The 12,708-nt window shown below is 70.0% G+C and carries 11 protein-coding genes; 4 read left to right on the top strand and 7 right to left on the bottom strand.

Annotated elements, in window-relative coordinates:
• Position 1: 1 nt before the first annotated feature.
• The 4 genes from AC3A5Z_RS00130 to modA form a co-directional block, all read right to left on the bottom strand.
• Complete coding sequence (locus tag AC3A5Z_RS00130) at positions 2-814, bottom strand: VOC family protein (RefSeq protein ID WP_487517401.1); 813 nt, start codon at positions 812-814, stop codon at positions 2-4.
• A 102-nt stretch (positions 815-916) separates the two neighbouring features.
• Positions 917-2,032 (bottom strand): molybdenum ABC transporter ATP-binding protein, encoded by a 1,116-nt coding sequence (gene modC / locus AC3A5Z_RS00135; RefSeq protein WP_487517402.1) that lies wholly within the window; start codon positions 2,030-2,032, stop codon positions 917-919.
• Positions 2,029-2,727 carry a molybdate ABC transporter permease subunit gene (gene modB / locus AC3A5Z_RS00140; RefSeq protein ID WP_487517403.1) on the bottom strand — a complete coding sequence of 233 codons (699 nt, stop codon included), beginning with the start codon at positions 2,725-2,727 and terminating at the stop codon, positions 2,029-2,031. The genes modC and modB overlap by 4 nt, the downstream gene beginning before the upstream one ends.
• A gap of 7 nt (positions 2,728-2,734) precedes the next feature.
• Positions 2,735-3,511, bottom strand: coding sequence for a molybdate ABC transporter substrate-binding protein (gene modA, locus AC3A5Z_RS00145; protein ID WP_487517404.1), 777 nt, complete (start codon positions 3,509-3,511; stop codon positions 2,735-2,737).
• 205 nt (positions 3,512-3,716) lie between these two features.
• On the opposite strand from modA, the gene AC3A5Z_RS00150 reads away from it, so the two are divergent.
• The 4 genes from AC3A5Z_RS00150 to AC3A5Z_RS00165 all read left to right on the top strand — a co-directional run bounded on the left by AC3A5Z_RS00150 (position 3,717) and on the right by AC3A5Z_RS00165 (position 8,924).
• Entirely contained in the window at positions 3,717-4,853 is a 1,137-nt protein-coding gene (locus AC3A5Z_RS00150; RefSeq protein ID WP_487517405.1) for an acyl-CoA dehydrogenase family protein, read from the top strand.
• Positions 4,850-5,878 carry an enoyl-CoA hydratase/isomerase family protein gene (locus AC3A5Z_RS00155; protein WP_487517406.1) on the top strand — a complete coding sequence of 343 codons (1,029 nt, stop codon included), beginning with the start codon at positions 4,850-4,852 and terminating at the stop codon, positions 5,876-5,878. Before AC3A5Z_RS00150 ends, AC3A5Z_RS00155 begins: the two co-directional genes overlap by 4 nt.
• Positions 5,879-6,751, top strand: a complete 873-nt coding sequence (gene mmsB, locus AC3A5Z_RS00160; RefSeq protein WP_487517407.1) for a 3-hydroxyisobutyrate dehydrogenase — start codon at positions 5,879-5,881, stop codon at positions 6,749-6,751. It abuts the gene before it with no gap.
• A gap of 154 nt (positions 6,752-6,905) precedes the next feature.
• A complete protein-coding gene (locus AC3A5Z_RS00165) occupies positions 6,906-8,924 on the top strand; it encodes an AI-2E family transporter (RefSeq protein WP_487517408.1) in 2,019 nt (672 codons plus the stop codon).
• Here the strand turns inward: AC3A5Z_RS00165 and AC3A5Z_RS00170 are convergent, their stop codons facing one another.
• The 3 genes from AC3A5Z_RS00170 to AC3A5Z_RS00180 form a co-directional block, all read right to left on the bottom strand.
• Positions 8,925-9,701: a 3'(2'),5'-bisphosphate nucleotidase CysQ gene (locus tag AC3A5Z_RS00170; protein WP_487517409.1), complete on the bottom strand. Its 777-nt coding sequence runs from the start codon at positions 9,699-9,701 to the stop codon at positions 8,925-8,927.
• The gene (locus AC3A5Z_RS00175) at positions 9,688-11,031 is read right to left on the bottom strand and encodes a TldD/PmbA family protein (RefSeq protein ID WP_487517410.1); all 1,344 of its coding nucleotides are present in this window, start codon (positions 11,029-11,031) and stop codon (positions 9,688-9,690) included. The genes AC3A5Z_RS00170 and AC3A5Z_RS00175 overlap by 14 nt, the downstream gene beginning before the upstream one ends.
• Before the next feature lie 133 nt (positions 11,032-11,164).
• Positions 11,165-12,694 (bottom strand): DUF2125 domain-containing protein, encoded by a 1,530-nt coding sequence (locus AC3A5Z_RS00180; RefSeq protein ID WP_487517411.1) that lies wholly within the window; start codon positions 12,692-12,694, stop codon positions 11,165-11,167.
• Positions 12,695-12,708 lie beyond the last annotated feature (14 nt).

The following is a 12,708-nucleotide window of genomic DNA, read 5'->3' on the forward strand; positions in this document are numbered from 1 at the left end:
GTCAGGCTTCCTTCTCGGTCAGGGTGATCTCGGTGCCCCAGGGATCGGCGAAGCGCGTCGCGCCGGTCCGGGCGGTGATGGCGGCACAAGTCGCGGGATCGGCGCGGAGTTCCAACTCGGCCAACCCGGTCGAGGGGTAGCTGCGCGGCCCGGCGCCGCGGCTGTTCCAGATGTTCGCCGCCAGATGGTGATGATAGCCGCCCGAGGCAAAAAAGCTGCCGCCCTGATAGCGCGCGGTCAGCGTCAGCCCCAAGCGCCCGGCATAGAAGGCCTCCGCCTCGGGAATGGCGCCGACCTGCAGATGCACATGGCCGATCACCGTGCCTTCGGGCGCCCCGCGCCACGGCGCCTCCGCCGCGCGGAGGAGGCTGTCGAAGTCCAGCGGATCGGTGATCATCGCCACCCCATCGCCCTCGCGCCGCCAGCTGTCGCGCGGGCGGTCGGTGTAGATCTCGATCCCGTTGCCCTCGGGGTCGCTGAGATAGATCGCCTCGCTCACCCCGTGGTCCGAAGCCCCCGCCACCGGCACCCGCGTCTCGGAGGCCATCTGCAGCCAGGCCCCCAGATCGCGGCGGTCGGGCAGCAGGAAGGCGGTGTGGAACAGCCCCGCCTCGCGCGGGCTGCGGCGGCGCGCGGCCGGATCGGCGCGCAGCTCGATCAGCGGCCGCTCCCCGGCGCCGAGGAGCGCGGTTTCGCCATCGCCCGAGAGAAGCTGCAGGCCCAGCACGCGCTGGTAGAACGCCGACACGGCGCCGATGTCGTTGACGGTCAGCGCAAGCCGACCGATTTCGAGCGGGGCATCACTGGTAGCCATGGTCTCTCCCGATCTCTGTTGTCCCGCGGCAGGGGGCCGCGTCACGCAGAAGGGTGGGGCAGGCGCCGCCTTCTGGCAACCGGCACCGGCGCACAGCGACTGTTAGCTGTGAAGCAGCAACTCCGGCCCGGTGATCGCGCCGCCGACATCGCTCTGCGCCACGGCGACCGATTTCAGCACGGCAAAGACCGGCAGCCCCGGCGCCAGCGCCAGCGCCTCGGCCGAGCGGCGGGTCAGCCGGGCGAGGATCAGCTCGCCCCCCGCGCGCAGCTGCACCACCGCCCCCGGCCCGGAGCCCAGATGCAGCGCCACCACCTCCGCCGGCAGGATGTTCAGCGCCGAGATCCCCTCGGGCCGCTGCCGCGCCACGATCACATCCTGCGCCGCGATCCGCACCCGGAGCTCCGCGCCGAGCGGCAGATCGACCTTCGGCAGCAGAAGCACCCCCGCCGAGGTCTCCAGCCGGGTCAGCCCGTCGGCATCCTGCCCGACCAGCCGCGCCCGCAGCACCGACCCCGCCTCGCGCGGGCCGAGCGCGGGCACCGCCCCCGGATCGGAGAGCACCTCGCGCGCCGGGCCGATGCGCTGCACCCGCCCAGCCTCCATGACCACCAGCGTCGTCGCCAGCCGCGCCACCTCGGCGACCGAATGGCTGACATAGAGGATCGGCATCGCCGTCTCGTCGCGCAGCCGTTCGAGATAGGGCAGGATCTCGGCCTTGCGCTCCTCGTCCAGCGCGGCGAGCGGCTCGTCCATCAGGAGAAGCCGCGGCTTCGACAGCAGAGCCCGCCCGATGGCGACCCGCTGCTTCTCGCCACCCGACAGCCCGCCCGGGCGCCGCTGCAACAGCGCGCCGATCCCCAGCATCTCGACCACATCGGCCAAGGCCGCCCCCGGCCCGCTCGGCGCGAACCAGCGCCCGTAGAGCAGGTTCTGCCGCACCGTCAGATGCGGGAACAGCCGCGCATCCTGGAACACATAGCCCAGCCTGCGGCGATGTGGCGGCAGGGCGATGCGCCGCGCCCGGTCCAAAAGCACCAGATCGTCCACCGTGATCCGCCCGGCATCGGGCGTCAACAGCCCCGCCACCGCGTTGATGACGGTGGTCTTGCCCGAGCCGGAATGCCCGAACAGCGCCGTCAACCCGGCAAGGGCGGCAAACTCCACGTCCAGCGTGAAACCGGCGAAGCCGTGGCGCAGGGAAACGGCGAGCGTCATGTGCCGGCGATCCGGCGGGCGACGCGGCGGCCCAGCCATTCCGACATGAGAAGCGCCAGCATGGCGATGGCGATGGAGATCAGCACCAGCCGCATCGCCTGCGCATCGCCGCCCGGCACCTGCAGAAAGGCATAGATCGCCGAGGGCAGGGTCTGGGTCTGGCCGGGGATCGAGGCGACGAAGGTGATGGTCGCGCCGAACTCGCCCATCGCCTTGGCGAAGGCGAGGATGAAGCCGGCGATCACCCCCGGCAGGATCAGGGGCAGCGTCACCGTCAGGAAGACCCAGGGGCGCGAGGCCCCCAGCGTGCCCGCCGCCTGCTCCAGCTTCGGGTCCACCGCTTCGATCGCCAGCCGGATCGCCCGCACCATCAGCGGAAAGGCCATTACCGCCGCCGCCAGCGCCGCCCCGGTCCAGCGGAAGGCGAAGACGAGGCCGAAGCTCTGCTCCAGAAACGCGCCCACCGGCCCCCTGCGCCCGAAGGTCAGCAGGAGCAGATAGCCCGTCACCACCGGGGGCAGGATCAGCGGCAGGTGCACGATGCCGTTCAGGAGCTGCTTGCCCCAGAAGTCGAAGCGCGCCAGCACATAGGCAACCGCGATGCCGAAGGGCAGGCTGAGCACCGAGGCCCAGAAGGAGACGAGCAGCGAAAGGTTCACTGCGCGCCATTCATCGCTCGTCAGCCAGTCCGGCATGCGGTCCTTACTTCGGCACGGTGAAGCCCTGCGCCGCAAAGACCGCCTCCGCCGCCTCCGTGCCCAGCACCTCGAGAAACGCCTTCGCCTCGGGCTTCGCCGTGGCCGTGACGGCGGCAGGGTAGACGATCGGCTTGTGGCTGTCTTCCGGGAAGGCGCCGACCACGGTCACATCGTCGCCCGCCGCATCCCCCGCCACCGCATCCGAGGCATAGACGATGCCATAGGGCGCCTCGCCCGAGGCGACCAGCGCCAGCGCCGCCCGCACGTTCTCGACCTGCGCCACCTTCGGTTCCACCGCCTCCCAGATGCCCAGCGAGGTCAGGGCTTCCTTGCCGTATTGCCCGGCAGGCACGCTGTCCAGAAGCCCCATCGCCAGCCTGCCCTCGCCCAGCCTTTCCGCCAGATCGAATCCCGCGCCGATCTCCACCGGCGCCGCCGCGCCATGCGCCACCAGCACCAGCCTGTTGCCGAGGATGTCGGCGCGGCTCGCCGGGTCGATCAGCGCGTCTTCCTCCAGCACATCCATCCAGTTCGTCGCCGCCGAGAGAAACAGATCGGCAGGCGCGCCCGACTGGATCTGCTTGGCCAGGGTGCCGCTGGAGCCATAGGAGATCACCGCGCTATTGCCGGTCTCGGCGCTCCACCCCGCCGCGATCTCGTCAAGCGCGGTCTTCAGGCTGGCGGCGGCGAAGACCGTGATCTCCTCGGCCTGAGCCGTGGCGGGCAGGGCGAAGGCGGCGGCGAGGGCAAGCGCCCGGCTGAAGCGGGGATGCGGCGACATGGAAGCTCCGGGTTGCGTTATGTCCGAATGGATATAACCCGGTGCCTGACCATTGCCGCAAGCGTTATTTCTTCCCGGCCATATCCCCGTCGCTGCGGCGCGGCGCCGCAAGGCCGCAGCACGCCCCCTTGCATCCCCCGCGCCAAGCGGGGAAGCATGGGCGACACGGGGCCGCGCAGGCCCCGCCATGTGACGGGGAGGGAACATGGAGTTTTCGCTGACCGAGGAACAGCAGGCGATCACCGACATGGCGCGCGACTTCGGCGCTGCCGAGATCGCGCCCTTCGCCCGCGACTGGGAGAAGGCGGGCACCATTCCGAAGGCGCTCTGGCCCAAGGCGGCGGCGCTGGGTCTCGGCGGCATCTATGTCTCCGACCGGTTCGGCGGCTCCGGCCTCGGCCGTCTCGACGCCACGCTGGTCTTCGAGGCGCTGGCCATGGCCTGCCCTTCGGTCGCGGCCTTCCTGTCGATCCACAACATGTGCGCCGGGATGATCGACCGCTACGGCTCCGAGGCGATGAAGGCCGAGTGGCTGCCCCGGCTCTGCGCGATGGAGGTCGTGGCCTCCTACTGCCTGACCGAACCCGGCGCGGGCTCCGACGCCGCCGCGCTGCGCACGAAGGCCGCGCGCGAAGGCGACGGCTACCGGATCAGCGGCACCAAGGCCTTCATCTCGGGCGGCGGCTATTCCGACCTTTATCTTGTGATGGCCCGCACCGGCGGCGAGGGGCCGAAGGGCATCTCGGCGCTGCTGGTGCCGGCAGGGGCCGCAGGCCTCAGCTTCGGCGGGCTGGAAGACAAGATGGGCTGGCGCGCGCAGGAAACCCGGCAGGTCCAGTTCGACGACTGCGCCGTGCCCGCCGCCAACCTCATCGGCGAGGAGGGGCGCGGCTTTGCCTATGCTATGGCCGGGCTCGACGGCGGGCGGTTGAACATCGCCGCGACCGCGCTGGGCGGGGCGCAGACGGCCTTCGACGCGACGCTGGCCTACATGGCCGAGCGCCGCGCCTTCGGGCAAAGGCTCGACGCCTTCCAGGCGCTGCAGTTCCGGCTGGCCGAGATGGAGACCCGGCTGCAGGCCGCCCGCATCTTCCTGCATCAGGCGGCGTGGAAGCTGGATCAGGCCGCGCCCGACGCCACCAAGTTCTGCGCCATGGCCAAGCTGCAGGTCACCGACACCGCCTTCGAGGTCGCCAACCAGTGCCTGCAGCTGCATGGCGGCTACGGTTATCTTGCCGACTACGGGATCGAAAAGATCGTCCGCGATCTGCGCGTGCACCAGATCCTCGAGGGCACCAACGAGATCATGCGCGTCATCATCGCACGGGGGCTGGTCGCATGAGCGTCGATCTGCGCATCGAGGGCCGCGCCGGGCGCATCACCCTCACCCGTCCCGAAGCGCTGAACGCGCTGAGCCCGGCGATGAGCCTCGCCATCGAGCGGGCGCTGATCGGCTGGCAGGACGATCCGGCAGTGGCGCTGGTGCTGATCGACGCCGCGGGCCCGCGCGCCTTCTGCGCCGGGGGCGACGTGGCGCAGATCCATGCCGAGGGGGTGCAGGGCAACTTCGGCTTCGGTCGCGCCTTCTGGCGGCAGGAATACCGGATGAACGCCCGCATCGCCGCCTATCCCAAGCCGGTGGTCAGCCTGATGCACGGTTTCTGCATGGGAGGCGGCGTCGGCCTCGGCTGCCACGCCAGCCACCGCATCGTCGGCGGGACGACGCAGATGGCGATGCCGGAATGCGCCATCGGCCTTGTGCCCGACGTGGGCGGCACCCGGCTTCTGGCGCGGGCGCCGGGGCGGCTCGGCGCCTATCTCGGCACGACGGGGCGGCGGATGGGGCCGGGCGACGCGATCTTCGCGGGCTTCGCCGACCATTACCTGCCCGAGGCCGACTGGCCCGCGCTGATCGAGACGCTGTGCAGCGGCGCCCTGACCCTCCCCGCCGCCGAGCCGCCGCCCGCAACCCTTCCCGCGCTGAGGCCCGAGATCGACCGGCATTTCGCCAGTTATGACCTGCCCGCGATCCTGCAACGCCTGCAGGCCAGCGACACCCCTTTCGCAACCGAGACGCTGAAGACGCTCGAACGCGGCTCCCCGCTCGCCATCGCCGCCACGCTGGAGATCCTGCGCCGCCTCGGCCCCGATCCCTCCTTGCGCGAGGCGCTGGAGATGGAGTTCCGCTTCACCTTCCGCGCGCAGGGCGAGGCGGATCTGCTGGAGGGCGTTCGTGCCGCGATCATCGACAAGGACCGCAGCCCGCGCTGGAAACACGCCGATGCGGCGGCGCTGCCGCAAGGGCTGGTCGACCATTTGCTCGCCCCTCTGGGCGAGGACAGACTGACGTTCGAGGAGGAGCAGTAAATGAAGATCGCATTCATCGGCCTTGGCAACATGGGCGGCCCGATGGCCCGCAACCTTGTCGCCGAGGGCCATGGCGTCACCGGCTATGACACCGCGGCGCCGATGCCCGAGGGCGTGGCGCAGGCCGCCAGCGCCGCCGAGGCGGCAGCGGGGGCCGAGGTGGTGCTGACCATGCTGCCCAACGGCGCCATCCTGCGCAGTGTCGCCGCCGAGGTGATCCCGGCGATGCAGCCGGGCGCCGTGCTCTGCGACTGCTCCACCGTCGATGTCGAAAGCGCCCGCGCCGTGGCCGATCAGGCCGAGGCCGCGGGGCTGGGCGCGCTCGACGCCCCGGTTTCGGGCGGCATCGGCGGTGCGGCGGCGGGGACGCTGACCTTCATGGTCGGCGGCAGCGACGCGGCCTTCGCCACGGTGAAGCCGCTCTTTGACATCATGGGCCAGAAGGCGGTGCATTGCGGCACCTCCGGCGCGGGGCAGGCGGCGAAGATCTGCAACAACATGATCCTCGGGGTCACGATGATCGCCACCTGCGAGGCCTTCGCGCTGGCCGACAAGCTGGGTCTCGACCGGCAGAAGATGTTCGACGTCGTCTCCACCTCCTCGGGCTACAGCTGGACGATGAACGCCTATTGCCCGGCGCCGGGGGTGGGGCCGACCTCTCCCGCCGACAACGGCTACAAGCCCGGCTTCGCCGCCGAGCTGATGCTGAAAGACCTGCGGCTCAGCCAGCAGGCCGCCGAGGCCGCAGATGCCGACACGCCGATGGGTCAACTGGCGGCGCAGCTCTACCGGCAGTTCGTCGAGGACGAGGGCGGCAAGGGCCGCGATTTCTCGGCCATGCTGCCGCGCTTCGAGACGCGCGGGCGCGGCTGATGCGGCAATCCTGCATCCGGGATCAAGGATTTCGGATCGCAGGGAACCGCCCGGGGCTTCTGCGGCGTTGTGCAGGTGCTGACGGCGGGCGCCTTGCCCGGCCCCGTCTGACCGCCGGGAGCTTCCCGCCGGAGCGCAGGGTTGGGGACACCGGATGCCGGATATCGACGCAAGAGCCACGAACGCGCGCAGCGCCCCACCGCAGACCGAGGACAGCATGATCACCGGCTCGCCGATGCAGGCGCGCCGGATCAACCTGCCGACGCTCGCCACCATCGCCGCCGTGGTGGCGATCATCTATTTCGCGCAGAACGTGGTGCTGCCGCTGGCCATCGCCATGCTCATCACCTTCGCGCTCTCGCCGCTGACCACGCGGCTGCGCCGCATCGGCCTGCCCAACCTGCCCGCCGTGCTGATCGTTGTGACGGCAGCCTTCCTTGCCATCAGCATGTTCATTCTCGTCGTCGGCTGGCAGCTGAGCACCCTGACCAGCAACCTGCCGCGCTTTCAGGCCAACATCATCACCAAGGTCGAAAGCCTGATGGAGGCCGGCAGCAGCAGCGACGGATTCATCGGCCGCGTCTCGCACATGGTCGAATCGATCAACAACCAGATCGCCGAGCGCATTGCCGACGAGGACGCCGCGCCCGCAACGGGCGCCGCCCCCTCTGAACCCGATCCGGTCGCGGTGCAGGTCGTCGAAGATCAAAGCGCGATGGAAATCCTGCAAGACATCGTCCTGCCGCTGATCAGCCCGATCGCCACCACCGGCCTCGTCGTCGTGGTCGTCGTCTTCATGCTCCTGGAGCGGGCCGAGCTGCGCGACCGCTTCATCAAGCTCGTCGGCTCCAACGATCTGCACCGCACCACGCAGGTGCTGCAGGATGCCGGGCGGCGGGTGGCGCAGTATCTGCTGGTGCAGCTTCTGGTGAACGTCATCTACGCCATCCCGATCGGCGTCGGCCTCTGGTTCATCGGCGTGCCCAACGCCCTGCTCTGGGGCTTGCTGACGCTGGTCCTCCGCTTCATCCCCTATATCGGCTCGGTGCTCTCGGCGGCCTTCCCGATCCTCCTCGCCTTCGCCTCCTCGCCCGACTGGTCGATGGTGCTCTGGACCATCATCCTGTTCGGCGTGGTGGAGACCGTCACCAGCAACGCCATCGAGCCCTGGCTCTACGGCTCGCGCACCGGGGTCAGCCCGCTGGCGATCATCATCTCGGCGATCTTCTGGACCTGGCTCTGGGGTCCGCTCGGCCTCGTCATGTCCACCCCGCTCACCGTCTGTCTCGTGGTCCTTGGCCGCCACATCCCGCAGTTCGAGGTCTTCGACACGCTCTTCGGCGACGAGCCGGTGCTGGAGCCTCATGCCCGGCTTTACCAGCGGCTGCTGGCGGGCGATGCCATCGAGGCCACCTCGCGCGCCGAAGAGGCGCTGGAGACGATGACGCTGGGCGAATACTACCGCGACATCGGCATCCCGGCGCTGCTCATCGCCCAGAACGACCACCGTCGCGGCGTGCTGACGCTGGAGCAGCAGGAGCGGGTGGCGACCACCGCGCAGGAGATCGTGATCGACCTCTCCGAAGTCGTCGAGGAAGAGCGCGAGATCGCCATCATCGGCCCCGAGAAGGACGCCGAGGCGACGCCGGATCTGGTGGCCAATGCGGTGCAGGACGGCACCGGCCATTCGATCCTCTGTGTCGGCGGGCGCAATCTGCTCGACGACGTCTCGGCCTCGATGCTGACGCAGATCATGCGGGCCGAAGGCGCGACCGCCGAGCATCTGCCGCACAGCGACCTCGGGCTGAACCGCTTCCGCGAGGTGGTGGTGACCGGCGTCGATTGCGTCGTGCTGAACTTCGTCGATCCCTCACCGGTCCGCGCCTCGCTGCTGCACGTCCGCCGTATCAAGCGCGCGGCACCGCATCTGCGCGTCGGCGTGGTGATCTGGAACATGCCGCCGACCGAGGAGGACAAGACGATGACCGTGCGCCCGGCACAGGTCTCGGATGCCAAGCTGCAGGAGGCTCTGGACATCGGCGCCGATTTCGCCGTGCGCACGCTGGACGAGGCGCTGCGTCAGAGCTTTGCCGAAGATGCGCCGAAGCCGGTGGAGCCGGTGCGGCTGCGTCAGCGCCGCACGTCGCTGCGGGCGCTGCCGGCGGGGGCCTGATCAGGGTGTCAGCCGCCGCAGCAGATCGGCATGCAGCCCGGCGCCCGCCGCCAGCACCCCCGGCGCCAGAGGCCGCTCGGCGTTGAAACGCAGCGGCTTGCCGAAGCGGTCGGTGGCCCGAGCCCCCGCCTGCTGCACGATCAGCGAGCCCGCGGCGATGTCCCACTCCCAGGCGTCGCGCAGCGTGACCATCCCGTCATGCCGCCCCTCGGCCACGAGGCAGAGCCGGAAGGCCAGCGAGGCGCGGAAGCTGCGCTTCACCTCGGGCACGCCACCCGGCCAATACTCCGGCTTCAGCATGTGTTGCGTCGTCAGCAGCGTCGCCCCCTCCGCCGCGGCGCAGGTGCTGGCGCGGATCGGCTGGCCGTCGCGCAGCGCGGGGCAGGTGCTGGCCGCGGTATAGAGCCGGTCCAGCGCCGGCAGATAGACCACCGCCGCGATCACCCGTCCTTCTTCTGCCACGGCGAGCGAATGGGCGAAGGTATCCTCGCCCGCGATGAAGGACCGCGTCCCGTCGATCGGATCGATGATGAAACAGCGCCGCGCCGCCTGCCGGTCGGTGGTGTCGGCGCTTTCCTCCGACAGCCAGCCATAGTCCGGCCGCGCCGCCCGGAGCCGCGCCGCCAGCATGTCGTTCACCGCCAGATCGGCCTCGGTCACCGGGCCGGCATTGGCGTCCTTGTCCCAGACCTGCGGGCTCTTCTTCCAGAACCGCATCGCGATCTTGCCCGCCGCCAGCGCGGCGTCGGTCAGAAGCGCGAGGTCATGCTCCGGCAAGGGTCATCCCTTCCACCAGAAGGCTCGGCACCCGCGACGACAGATGCTGCCGCGCATCGTTCGCCGGGATGATCCGCAACAGCATGTCGCGCAGGTTGCCGGCGATGGTGCATTCGTTCACCGGATAGGTGATCTCGCCCTTCTCGACCCAGAAGCCGCTGGCCCCGCGCGAATAATCCCCCGTGGTGCCGTTGATAGACGAGCCGATCATCGAGGTCACCAGAAGCCCCGTGCCCATCTGCGCGATCAGGTCGGCGCGGGTCACGGCGCCCGGCGTCAGCTCGGTGTTCGATGCCGAGGGCGAGGGCGGCGAGGAGGTCCCGCGCGAGGCGCTGGCGGTGCTCTGCATCCCGAGCTTGCGCGCGGTGCCGAGGTCTAGCGTCCAGCCGGTGAGAATGCCGTTCTCGACGATGGCGCGGCGGCGGGTCGGCAGGCCCTCGGCGTCGAAGGGGCGCGAGCCCGAGACGCGCGGCCGCAGCGGGTCCTCGATCAGCGACAGCGCCTCGGGCAGCACCGGCTGGCCCAGCGCATCGCGCAGCCACGACCCGCCGCGGGCAATGGTCGCGCCGTTGATCGCCGACAGCAGATGCCCGATCAGCGAGGAGGAGATGCGCTCGTCATAGATCACCGGATAGCTGCCGGTCTTCGGCTTGCGCGCCCCCGCCCGCTCCAGCGCCCGCTCGCCCGCAAGCGAGCCGATCCATTCCGGCGTCGGCATGTCGGCGCCGAAGATCCGGCTCTCGCCGCACCAGTCGCGCTCCATCTGCGTGCCCGACCCGGTGAAAGCCACCGCCGAAACGGAGCGGGACGTGCGGGCATAGCCGCCGGAAAAGCCGTTCGAGGCCATGAGGTGCATCTGGCGCCGGTTGTAGCTGCCGCTCGCCTCGACCTGTGTGATCCCGGCATGGGCCAGCGCCGCCGCCTCGGCGCGGCGGGCGTCCTGCTCCAGCGCGGCGGCGGCAGGCTCGTCCGACGGATCGATCAGTTCCAGCCCCGCCAGATCCCAGTCCCGGGCCAGCTGCTCGGGCGCGGCAAGCCCCGCTGTCGGATCGTCGGGCGCCTCGCGGGCCATTGCCACGGCACGTTCGGCCACCGCGGCGATCGTCGCCTCCGACGTGTCCGACACCGACACGCAGGCCTGCCGCCCGCCCATCAGCACCCGCAGCCCCAGCTCGATCCCGTCCGAGCGTTCGGCCTGCTCCAGCTGGCCCACGCGGATGTCGATGGACACCGAGGTGCCCTGCACGGCCAGCGCATCGGCGGCCTCGGCCCCCGCGCGGCGTGCGGCGTCAAGCAGGGCTTCGGTCAGCCGTTCGAGCGACTGGGTCATGCGCGTCTCCTCTTGCATCCGTCTCCGAGGTAAGCCGCCGGTGGCAGCGGCACAAGCGGGCAGCCCCGGGCCACCGTCGAAAAGCCAGACGGCCCCGTCGCCGGGGCCGCCCTTGGTGTCCTGCCGTGGCGCCTTACTGCAGGCGCTGGCCGTTGGCGTAGAAGCCCTTGTCCCTGAACTCGATCTGCGAGGTCAGCGTGTCGTCCTGCCCCTCGACGGTGCGGGCGAACATGCCCAGCATCATCCGCGCGCCCATCGCCTGATCCTGCGGGATCAGCCCCATGGCCACCAGCTTGTCCAGCAGCGCGTTGCCGCCCACCAGCTTCATGTCCATCTTGCCGGTCGGCGCCGGCATGCCCGGGAAGGTGGTCGTGTCGCTGTTGTCGAAGGTGAAGCCGCCCTCGCCGGTCAGCTCCGCCCCCGCCATCTTCAGCTGCACCGCGTTCACGTTCAGCGCATGGATCTCGCCCGGAGGCGCCGCTTCCATAGCGGGCTGGGCGGCGGGGTCGAGGATGTCGACATCCAGCTTGGCCTTGCCCGACGTGTCGATCACCAGCGTCGCCGGATCGCGCGGCAGCTGGTTCGTGGGATCGAACATCGCCCAGATCTCGTCCGAGATCTTCAGATCGACCAGCTTGGTCAGCAGCCTGAAGTCCTGCGGCTCCTCGGATTTCGAGATCGGCATCAGCAGATCGAAGGCCGCCTCGGCATAGGTCAGCGTCAACTGCGGGAAGGGGATCTGCGAGCCGCTCATCGTCATGCTGACGCCGGTGCCGCCGCCGCCATAGGCCAGCTTCGAATCGTCCATCGCCACGTTGAACCGCCCGCTCGCCGCGCTGGCCGAGCCCTTGGCCGTGTCGGTGCCGTCGGCAAAGTCGAATTCCATGGTCGAGGGGCCATAGGTGAAGGTGCCGGTCGAGGTGAAGCCCGCCTTCAGCGCCGCCGCCATGTCGGCCATGTCGACCCCGCCCACCAGCGTCCCGCCGGAATTGCCCTTCAGGTCGGTGACGCTGGCGCGCAGGTTCGTCGTGCCGCTGGTCTCGGGGTCCTTCATCGAGAACACCATCTCGGCGGTGGCCGAGGAGAAGTCGCTGGTCAGCGTCTTGTCGTCCAGCCCCTTGATCAGGTAGCTGCCCTGCACGTCGGTCAGGGTCACATCGGCCTCGAGGTCCATCGCCTCGGCATCGACGCCGTCGACTTCCGTCACCGCGATCCCCAGCGTCGGCGCGCTGAAGACATAGCTCGTCTCCTCGCCGCCGCCGCCCGCGGTCATCTTCAGCCCGGGCTGGCTCACCAGCAGCTCGATCCGCGTCGGCTCGCCCGCGGTCTCGCCCTCGGCGGGCACGTCATCGACGGTCACCGTCACCGGGTAGTCGTCCGACACCGTGACATCCACCGTGCCGTCGCCGTTGTCGCTGAACTGCACCTCGTCGATCAGTGCCTCGATCGCGCTGCCGTCCTGCGTCAGCACCACCTTCAGCCCGGTCACGGTCAGCGTATCGCCTTCGGTCCGCTGCCCGGTGGCGGTCATGCTCTGCCCGTAGGAAGCGCTCATGTCCTGCCAGTTCTGCCAGACCTCTTCCGGCGTCACATCCGCCGAGGCGGCGCTGCCGAAGACGAGTGCGGCCATGGCGGTGCTGCCGGCCAGTGTCCTGATCTGCATGATCTACCTTCCCA

The organism is Cereibacter sp. Soil_C_27 (assembly GCF_057657095.1).

Excerpts from the sequence above, each read along its gene's own strand:
- modB (WP_487517403.1), bottom strand. The coding sequence starts at position 2,727 with ATGCCGGACTGGCTGACGAGCGATGAATGGCGCGCAGTGAACCTTTCG.
- AC3A5Z_RS00180 (WP_487517411.1), bottom strand. The coding sequence starts at position 12,694 with ATGCAGATCAGGACACTGGCCGGCAGCACCGCCATGGCCGCACTCGTC.
- AC3A5Z_RS00165 (WP_487517408.1), top strand. The coding sequence starts at position 6,906 with ATGCCGGATATCGACGCAAGAGCCACGAACGCGCGCAGCGCCCCACCG.
- modC (WP_487517402.1), bottom strand. The coding sequence starts at position 2,032 with ATGACGCTCGCCGTTTCCCTGCGCCACGGCTTCGCCGGTTTCACGCTG.
- mmsB (WP_487517407.1), top strand. The coding sequence starts at position 5,879 with ATGAAGATCGCATTCATCGGCCTTGGCAACATGGGCGGCCCGATGGCC.
- AC3A5Z_RS00155 (WP_487517406.1), top strand. The coding sequence starts at position 4,850 with ATGAGCGTCGATCTGCGCATCGAGGGCCGCGCCGGGCGCATCACCCTC.
- AC3A5Z_RS00175 (WP_487517410.1), bottom strand. The coding sequence starts at position 11,031 with ATGACCCAGTCGCTCGAACGGCTGACCGAAGCCCTGCTTGACGCCGCA.
- modA (WP_487517404.1), bottom strand. The coding sequence starts at position 3,511 with ATGTCGCCGCATCCCCGCTTCAGCCGGGCGCTTGCCCTCGCCGCCGCC.
- AC3A5Z_RS00130 (WP_487517401.1), bottom strand. The coding sequence starts at position 814 with ATGGCTACCAGTGATGCCCCGCTCGAAATCGGTCGGCTTGCGCTGACC.
- AC3A5Z_RS00150 (WP_487517405.1), top strand. The coding sequence starts at position 3,717 with ATGGAGTTTTCGCTGACCGAGGAACAGCAGGCGATCACCGACATGGCG.